General features: G+C 48.2%; 12 protein-coding genes. 8 read left to right on the top strand and 4 right to left on the bottom strand.

Annotation, left to right across the window (positions count from 1 at the left end):
* Window positions 1-51 precede the first annotated feature (51 nt).
* Together A3193_RS05290 and A3193_RS05285 are read left to right on the top strand one after the other, a co-directional pair.
* Complete coding sequence (locus A3193_RS05290) at window positions 52-1,188, top strand: PQQ-dependent sugar dehydrogenase (RefSeq protein ID WP_235614903.1); 1,137 nt, start codon at window positions 52-54, stop codon at window positions 1,186-1,188.
* A gap of 234 nt (window positions 1,189-1,422) precedes the next feature.
* The gene (locus A3193_RS05285) at window positions 1,423-3,594 is read left to right on the top strand and encodes an ATP-binding protein (protein WP_069014255.1); all 2,172 of its coding nucleotides are present in this window, start codon (window positions 1,423-1,425) and stop codon (window positions 3,592-3,594) included.
* Between the two features lie 128 nt (window positions 3,595-3,722).
* Here the strand turns inward: A3193_RS05285 and A3193_RS05280 are convergent, their stop codons facing one another.
* Complete coding sequence (locus A3193_RS05280; RefSeq protein ID WP_069005138.1) at window positions 3,723-4,355, bottom strand: YdbL family probable chaperone protein; 633 nt, start codon at window positions 4,353-4,355, stop codon at window positions 3,723-3,725.
* A 168-nt stretch (window positions 4,356-4,523) separates the two neighbouring features.
* Entirely contained in the window at window positions 4,524-6,578 is a 2,055-nt protein-coding gene (locus A3193_RS05275; RefSeq protein ID WP_139116969.1) for a hypothetical protein, read from the bottom strand.
* Window positions 6,579-7,107: 529 nt separating this feature from the next.
* Here A3193_RS05275 and A3193_RS05270 point away from each other — a divergent pair.
* The 3 genes from A3193_RS05270 (at window position 7,108) to A3193_RS05260 (ending at window position 10,452) form a co-directional block, all read left to right on the top strand.
* Entirely contained in the window at window positions 7,108-8,649 is a 1,542-nt protein-coding gene (locus A3193_RS05270) for a hypothetical protein (protein ID WP_141694761.1), read from the top strand.
* Between the two features lie 286 nt (window positions 8,650-8,935).
* Window positions 8,936-9,847 carry a sulfurtransferase gene (locus A3193_RS05265; protein ID WP_069005135.1) on the top strand — a complete coding sequence of 304 codons (912 nt, stop codon included), beginning with the start codon at window positions 8,936-8,938 and terminating at the stop codon, window positions 9,845-9,847.
* Between the two features lie 182 nt (window positions 9,848-10,029).
* Window positions 10,030-10,452: a hypothetical protein gene (locus tag A3193_RS05260; RefSeq protein WP_069014720.1), complete on the top strand. Its 423-nt coding sequence runs from the start codon at window positions 10,030-10,032 to the stop codon at window positions 10,450-10,452.
* Between the two features lie 122 nt (window positions 10,453-10,574).
* Here the strand turns inward: A3193_RS05260 and A3193_RS05255 are convergent, their stop codons facing one another.
* Complete coding sequence (locus A3193_RS05255; RefSeq protein ID WP_069014719.1) at window positions 10,575-10,964, bottom strand: group II truncated hemoglobin; 390 nt, start codon at window positions 10,962-10,964, stop codon at window positions 10,575-10,577.
* 328 nt (window positions 10,965-11,292) lie between these two features.
* Here A3193_RS05255 and A3193_RS05250 point away from each other — a divergent pair, with 328 nt between their 5' ends.
* The 3 genes from A3193_RS05250 to A3193_RS05240 are packed head-to-tail and all read left to right on the top strand — an operon-like array spanning window position 11,293 to window position 14,659.
* Window positions 11,293-12,219 (top strand): MerR family transcriptional regulator, encoded by a 927-nt coding sequence (locus A3193_RS05250; RefSeq protein ID WP_069014253.1) that lies wholly within the window; start codon window positions 11,293-11,295, stop codon window positions 12,217-12,219.
* 2 nt (window positions 12,220-12,221) lie between these two features.
* Window positions 12,222-13,697, top strand: a complete 1,476-nt coding sequence (locus A3193_RS05245) for a cryptochrome/photolyase family protein (RefSeq protein WP_069014252.1) — start codon at window positions 12,222-12,224, stop codon at window positions 13,695-13,697.
* The gene (locus tag A3193_RS05240) at window positions 13,697-14,659 is read left to right on the top strand and encodes a YbgA family protein (RefSeq protein ID WP_069005132.1); all 963 of its coding nucleotides are present in this window, start codon (window positions 13,697-13,699) and stop codon (window positions 14,657-14,659) included. Before A3193_RS05245 ends, A3193_RS05240 begins: the two co-directional genes overlap by 1 nt.
* Window positions 14,660-15,287: 628 nt before the next feature.
* On the opposite strand, the gene A3193_RS05235 is transcribed toward A3193_RS05240, so the two are convergent.
* Window positions 15,288-15,794: a Crp/Fnr family transcriptional regulator gene (locus tag A3193_RS05235; RefSeq protein WP_069005131.1), complete on the bottom strand. Its 507-nt coding sequence runs from the start codon at window positions 15,792-15,794 to the stop codon at window positions 15,288-15,290.
* Between the last annotated feature and the right edge of the window lie 47 nt (window positions 15,795-15,841).

Genomic DNA, 15,841 nt, shown 5'->3' with positions numbered 1-15,841 from the left:
TTGCTGGTCAGATGAAAACAGAATTATTCAAAGGTATCTAAGATGTATCATATGAACGTCGCAATGGCAGGCTCCATATCTTTGCTGTTATTTGCTTGTACGGCTCAGCCCCTATTGGCAGACAAGCCCATCGAGACAGAAAAACAGACCATCGGTTATGAGATCGTGACAGATCAACTATCCCACCCCTGGGCAATGGTTTTCATGCCGGATGGTGCCATGCTGATCACGGAGAAAAACGGCAAATTGCGTTACCTGGATGCAGCAGGCAACCTCGATCCCATACCAATTCAAGGACTACCCGAAATCCGCGCCCATGGTCAGGGAGGATTGCTGGATGTAACCCTACACCCGGATTTCGAAAGCAATCGTTATATCTACATCTCATACGCTGAGCGTACTGGCAACCGCTACGGCACCACTGTGATGCGAGGTAAGCTGAAAAATCATACCTTGGAAGAGTCAGAAGTAATATTTCGTTTATCGAATAAAACCAAATCCCGCCACCACTTCGGCTCCAGGCTGGTCTTCGACAACCAGGGATTTCTGTTCATCACACTAGGAGACCGAGGTGACGGTCCGCGGGCACAAGATCTTACCGACCATGCAGGATCCCTGATCAGACTGCATGATGATGGCCGCATTCCCCAGGACAATCCATTTAAAGATAACAGTAAGGCTAAACCCGAGATCTACAGTTATGGTCACAGGAATATCCAAGGCGCCGCTTTGCACCCTGCTAGCGGATCGCTGTGGACGCATGAACATGGCCCCCAGGGCGGGGATGAAATCAACATCCCTGAAGCTGGACGAAACTATGGATGGCCGATCATCACCTATGGTGTCAACTATGTGATCGGCACAAAAATCGGCGAAGGCACTCACAAGGTTGGTATGGAACAACCTGTGCACACCTGGATTCCCTCCATTGCCCCGTCAGGCATGAGCTTCTACACAGGCGAACAGTTTCCGCAGTGGAAAGGCAATCTGTTTGTTGGCTCTTTGAAATTCCAGCAGCTGGTGAGACTAGAGATCGACAACAACAAAATCACTCATGAAGAACGTCTGTTGACTGATAAGCTGGGCAGAATAAGGGATGTACGCCAGGGACCGGACGGTATGCTCTATCTGCTGACAGATGAACGCAAGGGTAAATTGGTGAAGATCTTTCCTAAGAACACGCTCTGAAAAGCAGCTGTCTGGTCATCAGATTGTCAAACAAGAACCTAATTCCCGGTACGTTCAGTAAGCAATAGGTTAAACTATCGATAACGAATGAAATTTCTAAGTTAACAGGCGATTTCCACAATAATACTCTGAATGCTGCATAATCTATAATTCTACCTGGAATAATGACGATCTTTCAGGAATTTTATACAGTCAACCACCTGACTATTAACGGATTAAAACACCTATCTGAAAATGAGTGAAAAGCCTGAGGCCTATCGCCCGACACAACCAAAACCGCAACGTGAAGTGGGATCAGACGATCTAACCCGTCATGAATATCACCAGGGGCTCGTTCGGCTGTTGTTCATCAGTCTCTTCACTTCCTACATGTTTGCGGTCAATTTATACAATCCGGAGAGTGACAAGGTAATTCAACTCCACCTCTACATGGGGTTGAGTTATACACTCTTCTCCCTACTCCATCTGTTGAGCTTTCGGGTTCTTAACAATCCCTCTGCTATCCGCAGAGGCATAACGCTGCTCGGAGATAATGGGATCGTTTTTTACGGTCTGCTGACTATGGGAGAGTACAGTCCGCCACTGTTTGCCATCATGCTCTTGATAACCATTGGCTATGGTGTTCGGTTTGGCCTCAAATACCTCTATGCCGCGACGATTCTTTCCAATATTGGATTTCTGTTTGCCATCCAGACTGCCGACTACTGGTCGGCCGCTCCCCTGTTGAGTTACAGCCTGCTGATCACCAACATATTAATACCGGTATTTGTATCCTATCTGCTGAAGCACTTGACAACCGCCAAACTGGAGGCCCAATCAGCCAATGAGGCCAAATCGAGATTTTTGGCCAACATGAGTCACGAGATACGTACGCCATTAACCGGCATTATTGGCTTGAGCGATCTGATGCTGAGAGAGGAGCATAGTGTAGCCACGCACAAGAATATCAATGCCATTCACAGTGCTTCCAACCACCTTCTGTCGATAGTGAATGATGTTTTAGATTTCTCAAAAATTGAAGCTGGTTTTTTGAACATTGATAATAAGGCCTTTGACCTGCATGCCCTGATCAATCAGGTCAGTAACCACTATCGGCCTTCCGCCATGGGAAAAGGTCTGGATTTCCGTATCGATCTCTCTTCCAGCGTTCCCTTCTATCTACTCGGTGATGAAACCAGGTTACGTCAGGTTCTGATGAATCTCTTGAGTAATGCGGTGAAATTCACCGATCAGGGTGAGATTGCGCTGCAGATAAGTCTGGAGAAGCGAAAACAGAACAGTGTCAGCATCCTGTTTGAAGTATTGGATACCGGAATCGGGATCACTCCGGACAAGCAGAAACAGGTCTTCAACCGCTTCTCACAACTCGATAACTCCGACGCCAGAAATGTCAGCGGGACCGGCCTGGGAACGACCATTGCCTATGACCTTGTCAAGCTGATGGGAGGCGAGCTCGCCTTTTACAGCATGCCTGATAAGGGCAGTCGGTTCTTTTTCAAACTTCAGTATGAAGTAATGCCCTATACAGACCAGCAGCAGTTCAAAGAGCGTGAGGTCATCACCATCACACAAAGCAGTGAAATATCAAAGCTGGTGGAAGAGGTACTATTTGATTGGAATGTCTCCCATCGCCTGATTGACGAGAAACCGGATATCATTCATGTGCTTTACCACAAACCGGTAAAGTATCAACCGCTGCTGGTCATTCTGGACGAGAGCTGCCTCCTACATCGTGGTCAGGATTTCTATCAACAGTTACTCTCTGACCCGGGAATCTGCAGTAATACCATCGTCATTCGTACACAAGCACATCAGGCAGACGAAATCATCAGGCAGAACCCTGTCGGCGCAGTTGTCGATACCCCTTTTGATTCCGATGCATTACGCAATACACTGCACTACATGTTGACCAGATCAAATTACATCAATGTTGGTGGGACGTTAACCATCCCCTATCAGGATGCGGGTAAAAACAAACACATTTTGATTGGTGAAGATACCTCTATCAACAGATATCTGCTCGAAGAAATTTTGGTACGTAGCGGATATAAGGTGACGATGTGTGAAACCGGCGAATATTCATTGCGTCAGTTACGTCAAAACCCCTTTGATCTGGCAATACTCGACATGCAAATGCCATCAGTCACCGGAGTGGACATCATAAAACATATTCGCAATGAAAAAGGGCAGAACCACGCCATTCCCATCATGATTCTTACAGCCAATGCAACCGATGAAGCAAGACAGCAATGCCTTGAGGCCGGTGCCGATCTGTTTATGACCAAACCTTTCGAAACCTTGGAACTGTTGAGAACAGTTGAGATGTATCTGGCGCCACCATCCGATGCAACCAATCGTGAAACGAGTGACTACATCCAGGATCTTGAAAATCCAGCGGCCAATTAGGGCCTGTTAACACTAACCCAATAGGCCCTAGTTTCGCTCCAACACTCAATCATGGCAGATGGGCGAAAAGGTTAGCGATCTAAGGACCGGCTCAGCACTGATTGATTGTAAATGCGAAGCAAAATGTATCACTCACTTCGCTGCCATTTCCCCTTGCTGTTCTGATACCAATATCCCTTAGGAGCCTCTTCAATCCACACACGAGCAAAAATATCACGAATACTCTGCTCCCACTCCGGGTGACCATTGGCACGGGCAATCTCTGTATAGAGCGAATTCCGGTCTCCGTTTTCATCGGCCACCAGCTTCTTCACCCGGTTTCTATCCTTCAGGGGAATCTTTTTCAAATCACGTATTTTAATCAGACCTTTATTGGTAAAACCCAAGGCGCCGGATCGATAAAAACCGGTCAGTCTGGCCTGTCGTTTAGACATGGATGCACGCAACTTGCGGATCGAGGGTGATGAGATATCGATGTTGGGTTGTTCCGCATGAGCAGGCGGTATGACAAAATTCACTATCGCTTCAGCCGCGGATGTCAATTTTGTAGTGTTGAATTGATAGAAGGATTGGTCATCATCCAGTTTCGTTTCGGGTTGGCTCTCCTGAGGTTGATCAGGATTGGCTTCATCACCCAACACATCTCGAACAATTACCCTGGCAGCCTCTTCAGCAGCTGCGGCTGGAAAATAGATATTAATGGTTACACAGGCTGCCAGGCTCAATGCGATCAATAGATAGCCAAAAAAAGATCGCAACATAACTGTTCGCTTTATCATAAGTCTGTATATCCTCATCACATAGTTTATTCTGATCGTTCAGGCATTCCGGCAGATGTTAAAACTGGTCTGCTGGCGCTCCTCTATTCCGGTATTGGACGGAGCGACGAAAAGTGACTTAATCCGAAATTGCTTGTGGCAAAGAGCAGGCTACTGCACCTTCATCCCTTCGACACGGATATTTTTCAGACGTTCAACCAATGTCTTCCAGGCTACACGTCGATTGCGAGCTATCACATCGATTCTCGGTAAACCGGCCCCTTTCACCAGATAGTAGCCCCCGTTAGGATGGTCGATACCACCCAACTCGGCAAGATCCCCATCAAGATTGGCTTGTAACTCTATTCGATTGTAGCGAAACTCTTTGAAAATACCCAAGAATGTATTCTGTAGACTGCCACCCATTCCATTCCCGATGGATGTAAGATTATCCACTGCCCGCTGACTGATCCGATGTGGCAGGTCATCATCCTCTGGCGAGTTGAATTGAGCCTGAAACGCCACTGGCTCCCAATTCAAAAGATGTAACCCGTTAATCCACCCCTCCAGGCCTCCCTCGATATGACCAAACGAGAAGGTACGGGTTATCTGTTCCAGATCCAGTCCATTCATATCAGCTGATGCAAAAAGCTCCGGAACCCGGCCCAAAGGCTGTTTGATTTTCAATTCTTCAACCTTGACCTGTCCGCCAAACACATCCACCTGCAACGCACCATCAAAATCCAGGGATTCATCCAGATAGTGCATCCTCGGCAGTTTACCATTCAGCTCACCACTCAGGGTTGGCCAATCGAAAGCTGTAGAGAGCTCCTCTAAAGAGAGATTGATAACTTCAGCGCCAGTCTCCCATTCGGGGCTACCTTGAAACAAATTTTTCGCCTCCAGTCGATCTATGGTGATATGACCACCGAGCAGTTGGATATCGAGAGGCTTTAGTAAGCTGATACCATTCGGCAAAGCCTGCAGATTGACACTAAGTGGGCCATGGGGAATTTGATAGAGATGTCCCGTTTTTACATTGAATTGGCTGGTTTGTGCAATTTCACGATTTGACCAGGCCAATAAACCATGCAGATCATTCAGCGCGAACACACCCCGCAAATCGTCCACATCGATCGACTTAAGCTCAGACCTGAACCGCACAACCTCACCATCAACAAGTTCAATCTCTCCTTCTATTCCACCAGTAATCTCCAGCTCATCGGCCATACTGCCGATCACCATCGGTTGGATGACAGTTTGATAGAGCTGATCCAAATGGTCGGTCCCAAACTGGATGTTTGCGCGCTGGACAGCCAATTCTGTCAGATCAATCTGGGCACTCCCCTTCAAATCTACAGTAGGCAGCCATTGTAAATCAGCTTGCTTCAATTGCAGTTGGTTCAGCGCTGTTATCCAATCCCCTTTGAGTTTCAGATGAAGGGGGGCATCAGTTAGGTCAATATAATAAGGATCAGAGTAGTACTGACCTTGATCGAGCAGCAATCGGGCGGATCCAAACCATCCCCTATTTCGCTTCTCGGTTTGAATATGCACTTTTCCTGAGCCGTCCTCCGCCACTTGAAGGCCTTCCTCATCAGCATAATTGAGTTGTTTGATTTCAACGCTGACATCAGCCTGCTGTAGTGTCGATGTGGAGCCGGATAGTTTGGCTTTGACCGATATACTGGCTGAAACATCCCACGACTGCGGAACTACTTCCCTTGGGAGTAGCGCCCTGAGCTTATCAAAATTCAGTTCCGACCCATTCAGATTCAACTGCCAGTTAGGTTTTGTCATCTTCAGATCAAAACTCACCCCTCCTTGGGCAATAATCAATCCATCCAGCTTGATCTCAATATGCTCTGAATCGATATAGTTCAATTCCACATTCGCCTGCTGACCACCATAAGGGGATTCTGCAATCGATAAATATCCTTGTGGGCAGAAATAGCTGTGGTTAACCTGCTGCACTTCTGCACAACGAAAATCAATCCCCTTGACGGAACCAACCAGTGCCTGATGATTGAATTCAGAGAGAGTCAACTGTAAACCAAGCCCCTCTGCAGTCTGATGCAGATTAAGATGTATCCCCTCTGCAGACCATTCATCGGAACTTAAATTATCAGTCCGTATCGAAAAGTCACTCAACGAAACAGCTGTCCGGGAGATACACAGCAGATACAACCCAAACACCAGGTAAGCGAGTTTTTTTAAGTTATTCAAACCTGTCTGCCGGGATGATCGATTGCTGATACGGAGCCTCACTTTATGAAACTGGTATTTACCCACAGGTTGTATCCTGAATTAATCAGAGGTTCCTTTATACTACGCCATATGTTTACCCAGAAATCTGTCTCGATCATTTTAATATTATTGTTCATTGTGGGGATTGCCTCTTGGTCAAAACTCAGGTTCGTCGACCCGGAAGATCACCAGGAACAGCGCTGGCGTATCGACCAGTATCCTGGCTTCAAGCAGAACCAAACCCATAATCCTGGGCCTCAATCTCGGGCGTTAGGAATCAATCGGGGATAATACTCCCCCTAATCTATTTCGACCGCTCAAAACTTCAAAAGATTTTTCCTATTAATAACAGTAGGTTATCTATGTTTTTATGATCAAACGGAAAGCCATAAACAAAACTAATTATATTTGTATATTACTATTTGCTAATTTAGTCGACCGAGGGGATTCTTATTCTTATAAAATGCGCTAGTACGCCCCACGCGCATCGCAATTCGAGGGCTACACCATGTCCAATTCAAAACACGCTATTGAACCATCTAACGTGGCTGAAGATTCACCGGACAGCACTTCCCAGAAAAAACTCATATCGCTGGAATCCGGCAGCAACACCGCCTCGCTTCCCAATGAACTCAATCGAAAAATCGGCATGATCGATGCCGACCTCGATAATCTGAGAAGTGAATTGAGCAGTGCCAATAAAGGCGTAAAATCGAAACTTCTTGATCTGAGTGAAAAAGGCAGTGATTTGACGAGCAAAGTTTCGGAAGCCTATCAACAACTCGGTGATCTGGATGACGCCTACAAATCACTCTCCGGCAAGTCGACCCAAATCAGTAGAGAGATCAGATCGGTTACCAAGCAACTGACCCAGGTCAGTGAAAAAACCGAATCAGAAATGGGGACATTGAATGAAGGTCTCCTGACCCTGATCGAGCGGACAGATGAGCTCTCAAAAAAATCCAAGTTAACCACCAAAGCGCTCAATAAAAGTATTAAAGACAATGCAAAATTGTTGCATGAACTGGAAGGAGAGCTGCTCAACGAAATCAATACCCTGGCAACTGATACTCAGCAACGGGATGATGCGCTCGATAACAAAACCGATGTAATCAGCCAGGACCTGGTTAAGGCTGAAGAGGAGATTAAATCCAGTCAGGCCCGCCTGTTAAAGATGCAGGAAGTGGATCAGGCATTGGAGAAACGTATTGCTCACCTCGATACCACGGCGCAAGAACTGACAAACAAAAGTCGTGAGCTCTCCCGCTCCACAACGATTCTGAACAACAGAACATCCGAACTTGCCACTGCCATCGAAGAGCTCAGAAGTCAGACCGCACAGCACACTGAGCAAATATCCGATCTGCAGGATCGTACAGGACAGACGGCCAGGGCACTCTACAGTCTGATCATGGTTGAGAAAAAGCATTTCCGTTTGCTTGGCAGTGCCATTGGCTTGTTGTTGGTCGCGCTGTTGGGCTACTACCTCTACAACCAGTCAAACTGGACAGCTGAACAGCAGCAGAACCTGCAACTGCAGAGTGGTGTTACTGAGAACAGCCAGCAACTGTCAGTGAATGAGAACCTGTTACTCCAGCTTGGCGATAAATCCCTGCAGAATGACAAAGTCATGCAGCAGGAGATTGAAACACTCAACCAGCAGATATCCCATATTGGCGATCAGGTTGATACCCTCGATGGCCGAGTCAACAACATCCGGCCGAACAGATCCGTCGGTAAAGGCGGGGTCATCCACAGTGGCCAGTGGCTCGCACAACAACCCGCTGAAAACTACACCATTCACATCGCAACTGTGACTGACAAACAACAACTCTACAAACTGGCGGAGCGCTACAGCAAACAGCTAAAGGATGAGCTTGCCTACATTCCTGTTACCGTTAACCAATCCAAGCAGTTTGCCCTGATTTATGGTAACTACGCCAGTCGTCAGGAGGCTGAAAGCAGATTGAACGGATTACCCAGATACATTGAGCGGAAAAAACCCTCTCTGCATACCATGAAACAGGTTCAGTCCTATCTGATCAACTAGGGCCTGTTAACACGAATCATTAACGACAGATGGGTCCGGATATCGGGCCCATCTTCCCGCTTTCCAGTTCCGCTTCTCACTCGGTCAATCCGCCTGTTGAAAACGTTTTTTCCAGAACGGACAGTTATTCTAGCTGTAAAAACAGTCGACAATCTCTGCAAACGGATCCCAGTATCACTTAATGTGATTGAATAAACCGGTGATTCAGCTAAAGTATTTGTGATCGACAATCATAATAATCAGCTTGAACAAACCTGCATAAAAATCAATACCTTTGAGTGATACGATGAAACACCCTTTACTGTTCTCTCTCCTATTTCTGATCTCAACCTGCGTTTTTGCCGAAGCGGAATTTCTGGTAGATTCGGACTGGTTATCCGAGCACATCGACGATGACAATCTGGTCATTCTCGAAGTCCGCTATCATCCACATCGCTACCATACAGTGGGACATATTCCTGGTGCGATTCAGGTACAGCGATTCAAGGATCTTGGAGACAACCAGGGCTATCCATTGATGCGTTTTCCCTCTAAAGATCAGTTCCAGTCCACCTTACGTCAATGGGGCGTCAATGATGACTCCACCCTGATCCTCTATGACGACTCAAACACCGCTCTGACAACACGTCTCTTCTACCTGCTTGAACTCTACGGCTTCAATACTGAACAGGTAAAGATTCTCAATGGTGGCACTGTGGATTGGAGTGCCTTCGAGGAGATGACAACAGACCCCACGCCACAACCAAAGCCCGGCAGCGTCACCCTGAAAGCGGCCAATCCTAAGCTGTTTGTCGAATGGACAGATGTCTATGACAACATCGTATCGAGTCGTGACCCGAATTTTGTCCTGCTCGATGCCAGACCACGGGAGATGTATACCGGGAAGGTGGTCAAACACTCGATATCCGCCGGACATATTCCCGGCGCAATCAACATCGTCAGTCTGGATGGCACAAGTGCACAAAAGTGGCGTGACGATGAAGCCATTGCCTCACTCTATAAAGAGATCGCCAAAGACAAGACAATTTATGTCTACTGTCACGACGGCTTTCGTATGAGCCTCACCTATTTGCAACTCAAACATCTCGGATATACCGATGTGCGACTCTACAATGGCGGATGGTCACACTGGGGCAACCGCTTGACCTTGCCTGTTGTTGAAGGTGAAGAACCATACAGCGGTGATTTTGCCCTGTAGAAGATAGGGATTTCCGAGCGCCTGACGATCAACTGCACAGCTCATTTTTAACCACCGTTCCTGTTGCCTCTAAATTCCAGGGCCATGACGATTGCCAGGAGAGATAAGTCACGGCCCATGAGGATTGTCATTGAGCCTCACGAGCAGGATTCAATATGCTGTCGATTTTCAGGAGCAATACCATGAGTCTTGACCGCGGCACCAGGATCTATGCCGGCATATTGGGCAGTCTGGTAGGTTTGAGCCTGTTGGCCTGGCTGCTAACCCTAGACTTCAGACTTGCAGAGATCGATGAGATGCTCAAGCAGGATAAGCAAATTGCAGCCTATCCTTACAGGTTCAAAGCATTGGAGATCAAAGGAACGACGGCGATACTCTCCACCCCCAGAACCAGTGCTGTACCAGCGGTGAAATTTCTCAGTATGATTTTTCCCCGTTTGAGTCGTAAAAGCGAACAGGATCCCGCTGTGATTGCGGCACAGAAACAGCTGGGAAAAATCCAGGGAAAAGTGCGCGAACTGGTCCTCAGCAGGCAAGATATCGAGCGGGTCAGCTGGCGTATAGACAGAGCCTGGTATGCCCAGAAAGGTGTTCTGATCGATTGAGGAGCTTTTTTTCGAAGAAATCTTGAATGGCGTTGTGCAGCTTCAACCCTTGCCATTGAAACAGACCATCAGTTTCCAACGCGATGGCTGAGCATTGGCATATCCATGCTCTGGTAAGAAACTCAATCTTCCCGGTTACGCATGAAATCCGCTGTTTTAAAAAAAGCCTGAAGCAACTCCTCCTGCAGTGACTCATCCAGTGACATCTGCTGCATGGCTCTCTTCATACATTGCATCCATTGGTCCCGCTCTTCGATGCCGATACTGAAGGGAAGATGACGCGCTCTGAGCCTTGGATGACCATACTTATCAGTATACAGAGATGGTCCACCCAACCAGCCTGAGAGAAACATAAACAACTTCTCCCGAGAGACCTTGAGACTTTTTGCATGCAGCTGGCGTAATTCAGTCAGTTCGTCCTGATCATCCATCAGGTCATAGAAGCGATCGACCAGTTCACGTACCGATTTTTCGCCCCCGAGTCTTTCATAATGTGTTGCCGCAGGTTGCATGATCTTCGATACCCGATAATAAAGCCGAACAGTGAATATCAATCTGATCGATTGAGTCGGCAAATAAAACAGAATTGGTACCCTGCCTCAAGCAGAATAATCAATCGATGAAAATATTATTTCCTCTTTTAACACCTTTACCACACTGATTTCACAAAAAAACTCAGCGATTTTCAGCACTATCACCGAACTTGCCCTGGAGCTCTGACTGGAGCTGAATGGTAATAAAAGCCACTCAATCACAGGGTAATTCTTAAAGTACAAATTTCTGAATATTATTGTACACTATGTATAAGTTTTAACTTTTCGATCAGGTTCATGCAGGTTCATGAAAGAACAACCCTCAAATAAAAACGGTTTTTACCCGATTCGTAAGGTCTCCGAGCTGACCGGCATCAATCCAGTAACGCTGCGTGCCTGGGAAAGACGCTATGGTCTGATTAAACCGGAGAGAACACCCAAGGGACATCGTCTCTATACCGATGAACATATCCAGCTGATCCGGCGGATCATGGACTTTATCGATCAGGGTATCTCGATCGGTCAGGTCAAGAACCGGCTCTCAGGCAATGGCGCCCACCTGCAAGGTGTGGATTCAACCCAGGTGAAAGAGAGTGATGTATGGGAAACCTATCGCAGCAGGATGCTGCAGGCGATTGCCGAATTCGATGAGAACGCCCTTGATGGCAACTACAATGAGGCGCTCTCTCTCTATCCAATCGAGCTGGTAACCCGTCTGCTGTTACAACCCATGCTCCACGAGCTGCACCAAAGGCGTAGCAGTCAGCCTTTGGCAGAGGTGGAAAGCCGCTTCTTTCATACCTACCTGCGCAACAAACTCGGCGCACGCTTTCATCACCAGTCCACTCAAACCCGGGGCAGACGACTGCTGGGGGCCTGTCTGCCGAACGAATACAGTGAAGTGGAACTTCTGCTGTTCAGCCTGAAAGCGATGACCCAGGGATACAGACCTGTTTTATTGGGTCCGGATTTGAGTCTGGAACTTCTGCCAATGACCATCAACCGCTCCCACAGTGAAGCCTTGCTCCTTTTCGGCAGCTTGGAACCACCGATGGCTCTGTTGCAGAGTCACCTGCCTGCTTTGGTGCAGAAGGTGAACGAGCCGGTATTTGTCGGCGGTGCCATCACACAGACCCATCAAGCGGAGATTTTACAAGCGGGCGCAATACCACTGGCGGTGGACTTGGCTGCGGCAGTGGTTCAAATAGATGACAGATTGACAATAGGTCGCTGATCATGACCCGGTCCATCCTCTGGTTCAGACGGGATCTGAGGTTGACCGACCACCCTGCTCTGCTGGCTGCTATCCGTGATGCGAAACATCTACTGCCGATCTATATCCATGCACCAGACGAGGATCAACCCTGGCGTCCTGGTGCAGCATCCAACTGGTGGCTGCATAACAGCCTGATAGCCCTGGATAGGGATCTACGCAAGCTGGGATCCGGATTGATCATCGCCAAAGGATCGAGCCGTCTGGTGATACGCAAGTTGGCAATGAAACATCGATGCCAACATCTGTTTTTCACCCATATACCCGAGCCTGCATCGATAGAACGGGATGCCCGGGTCTGCCGCGAGCTAACCAAAGCCGGTGTCAGCTGTCATCAGTTTCACGCCTCACAGCTGTCGGACGGTAACTCGATCCGACGACTCGATGGAGGCAGTTACCGGGTCTTTACACCCTTCTGGCGGGCGCTGCAGAAACAGGGCATGTTAAACCGGTCTCCCCATCCAGCACCAAAATCCCTGCCTCCGCAACCTGATCAGGTAGACTCCCTGGACATAGACAGACTGAAACTCCTGCCAAGCACTCCCTGGCATCGAGGGTTTGACGATCACTGGCAGCCCGGTGAAGTGGGGGCATTGAAGAAGCTGCATGGATTTCTGCAACAGAGGGTCAGTGGTTATCATACCGGCAGGGACAGGCCTGACCTATCTGAGACATCCCGTCTATCTGCCCATCTTCATTTCGGCGAGATCAGCCCGGTACAGATAGCCAACGGCATAACGGCACGATTTGGCGGTACACCGGTACATGCCAACAATGACGGAGCCAGTCAATATCTCCGCCAATTGGCTTGGCGTGAATTTGCCATCGATCTATTGAAAAACAACCCCAACACCGACCGATTACCCTTCGATTCCCGGTTTACTGACTACCCTTGGCGCTCAGACAAGCAAGCCAAAAACCTGCTTCAACAATGGCAGCGGGGACAAACCGGTATACCCATTGTGGATGCGGGTATGCGGGAACTGTGGCAAACCGGCTGGATGCACAACCGGGTGCGCATGATTGTCGCTTCCCTACTGAGTAAAAATATGGGCATACACTGGTTAGAAGGTGCACGTTGGTTTTGGGATACGCTGATTGATGCAGACCTGGCCAATAACAGCCTGGGATGGCAATGGAGTGCTGGCTGTGGTGCAGACGCAGCACCCTACTTCCGCATTTTCAACCCGGTAAGACAGGCAGAACGCTTCGATCCCAGTGGTGACTACATCAAACATTGGTTGCCGGAATTGTCAGCTTTGCCCACTAAGCGTCTGTATGCACCCTGGATGGCAAAAACGAGCGAGCTGTTCAAGGCGGGGATAAAGCTGGGCAATACCTATCCAATTCCCATAGTCGACTTGCAGAGTTCGAGAAAAGAGGCACTGAAACGCTGGGAGATTGTCAAGCGTCACTCCAACAAAGCTGGTACTAAGTGATGAACCAATCTGATACAACAAAACCGATCATCGGTCTCAGTGCCTGTCTGTTGGGACACCAGGTGCGCTATGACGGTGGCCACAAACGAGATCGATTTATTGCCGAGATACTTCAGGAACATGTCGAGTATCATCCACTCTGCCCGGAGACCGGCATTGGCCTGGGAGTACCCCGCCCGACGATCAGACTGATCGGTGATCCAGACAAACCCCGCCTGGTTGGAGTCGCGGATCCAAGTCAGGATTTTACCCGGCAGATGCAGAGATACACCCTGCAGCAAACCGAAAGGCTGGACCATTTGTGTGGCTATATTCTGAAAAAGAACTCCCCGAGCTGCGGCATGTCTCGGGTTAAGGTGTTTTCAGAACAGGGCACCCACGCAGAGCGTAAAGGCAGCGGGATCTTCGCCAAGCTTTTAATGGAAAAACTTCCCTACTTGCCGGTAGAAGAAGAGGGCCGACTCAACGATCCGGTACTGCGGGAGAACTTCATCAACCGCATCTTTGTCTACCATCGCTGGCAACTACTTCGACAGCAGGGCTTATCTGCCGCAAAACTGATCGATTTTCACACCAACCATAAATATCTGGTGATGGCACACTCTCAAGCCGCTTACCAGAGACTGGGACGACTGCTCTCAAATCTTGCCGATGAGGAGCTGGACCAGATCGCTGCCACCTACATTGAAGCCTTGATGCAGACCCTAAAACGTCGGGTCACCCGCAGCCGTCATGTCAATGTGCTGCAACATATTATGGGTTACTTAAAAAAACGCATCAACACGGATGACAAGAGTGAGCTTGTCTCCTGTATAGAGGCCTATCGACGCATGGAAACCCCATTGGTGGTGCCAATGACACTGCTGAAACACTATTTTCGATTACACCCGGACAACTACATGTCCAGACAGATCTATCTGCAACCCCACCCTGAGAAACTTGGTCTGCGTAATTTGATCTAGGATCCCAGTTTGTGGTTTGCCATGAAGTGAGAGTGATAGGTCAGAATTGGAAGCCAATCACCACAGTTCTCGCTAGGGCCTGTTAACACGAATCAAATTAATCGATAGAAGGCGATCTATTCTGCTCATCACGGGATCACGAAAAGTGAACGAATCACTGCTTCTCATGGGCCATTTCACGATCAGAGCTGGTAACCATTGAGGATCGAAAGCGTCGGGATACTTTACACAGCGTTAGTATTATCTAAGCACTTAAATCTCAGGTGATTGATTATAAGAGAATTATTTTAATGGCATTCTAATTGCACAATGATACTGGGGCATTCCAATCAAAAATCTTTCGTGTTGCCAAGCAGTTTCAGATGAACCGCTTTATAAAATTACTGCTATTGATTGTTTTTATCAGCTCTACTGCAATTCATGCGAGTATTCTGGTTTATTGCCTGTAGATGGTTCATCTCAACTCTCCAGGTTGCTGCTTGAAGAGAGCCTCTCTCTGACTGCGTCTGACACAGTTTTGCTCACAAGCGAAGTGACAAATCCTTGTTCAAGCCCCTATCAGATGGAGAACGGTTGTATGACCTTTTTCCGTTACGAGAGTAATAACCAGTTGCTCCAGCCACTCTCTCTACTGTTGATGGCACTGGGCCTGATCGGCTTGGCCTTGGTCACCCGCATCAAGTGAAAAACGGTTTATGAACAGGCGGTGATCCGCCTCACTTAACCGTCGACAGACCTCGCGTCCAAGATTCATATAGATCATCAGATACTGCTCATGATCGAGACCGTAGAGTTCTGCCAGTTGCGCCGCCTTGATCTGGATCGCCTGACAACTCTCCAGTGCCTGAACTGCGGCACTGCGGGGCTTGCAATCCATCAGGGCCATTTCACCAAAGCAGTCACCTGTTTCCAGGGTTCTGAGCATATAGAGCCGCTCCTGCCAGGTTCGGTAAACCGCCACCCTTCCCTGCTCCAGGATATAGATTGAGTTATCCAGGTCTCCCTCCTGAAAAAAATATTGCTCTTTTTCTACCTCTATGATGGAAGCCTTGTTGATTAACAGATCCAAGGTGCTCTCACTGACACCACCAAAGATCGGCATACCCTGTAGCATGGAAACTCTTGATTGGTGCATTGGCCGCCCCACTGGTCTTCAGGATTATTGTTGGCACTGTTTTAATT

The organism is Candidatus Thiodiazotropha endoloripes (assembly GCF_001708965.1).
Classification (GTDB): domain Bacteria; phylum Pseudomonadota; class Gammaproteobacteria; order Chromatiales; family Chromatiaceae; genus Thiodiazotropha; species Thiodiazotropha endoloripes.
This window is presented reverse-complemented; position numbering and strand designations above follow the sequence as displayed.

What these genes read in the sequence shown, in the direction of transcription:
- A3193_RS05290 (WP_235614903.1), top strand. Translation starts at nt 52, where the DNA reads ATGAACGTCGCAATGGCAGGCTCCATATCTTTGCTGTTATTTGCTTGT.
- A3193_RS05285 (WP_069014255.1), top strand. Translation starts at nt 1,423, where the DNA reads ATGAGTGAAAAGCCTGAGGCCTATCGCCCGACACAACCAAAACCGCAA.
- A3193_RS05280 (WP_069005138.1), bottom strand. Translation starts at nt 4,355, where the DNA reads ATGTTGCGATCTTTTTTTGGCTATCTATTGATCGCATTGAGCCTGGCA.
- A3193_RS05270 (WP_141694761.1), top strand. Translation starts at nt 7,108, where the DNA reads ATGTCCAATTCAAAACACGCTATTGAACCATCTAACGTGGCTGAAGAT.
- A3193_RS05265 (WP_069005135.1), top strand. Translation starts at nt 8,936, where the DNA reads ATGAAACACCCTTTACTGTTCTCTCTCCTATTTCTGATCTCAACCTGC.
- A3193_RS05260 (WP_069014720.1), top strand. Translation starts at nt 10,030, where the DNA reads ATGAGTCTTGACCGCGGCACCAGGATCTATGCCGGCATATTGGGCAGT.
- A3193_RS05255 (WP_069014719.1), bottom strand. Translation starts at nt 10,964, where the DNA reads ATGCAACCTGCGGCAACACATTATGAAAGACTCGGGGGCGAAAAATCG.
- A3193_RS05250 (WP_069014253.1), top strand. Translation starts at nt 11,293, where the DNA reads ATGAAAGAACAACCCTCAAATAAAAACGGTTTTTACCCGATTCGTAAG.
- A3193_RS05245 (WP_069014252.1), top strand. Translation starts at nt 12,222, where the DNA reads ATGACCCGGTCCATCCTCTGGTTCAGACGGGATCTGAGGTTGACCGAC.
- A3193_RS05240 (WP_069005132.1), top strand. Translation starts at nt 13,697, where the DNA reads ATGAACCAATCTGATACAACAAAACCGATCATCGGTCTCAGTGCCTGT.
- A3193_RS05235 (WP_069005131.1), bottom strand. Translation starts at nt 15,794, where the DNA reads ATGCACCAATCAAGAGTTTCCATGCTACAGGGTATGCCGATCTTTGGT.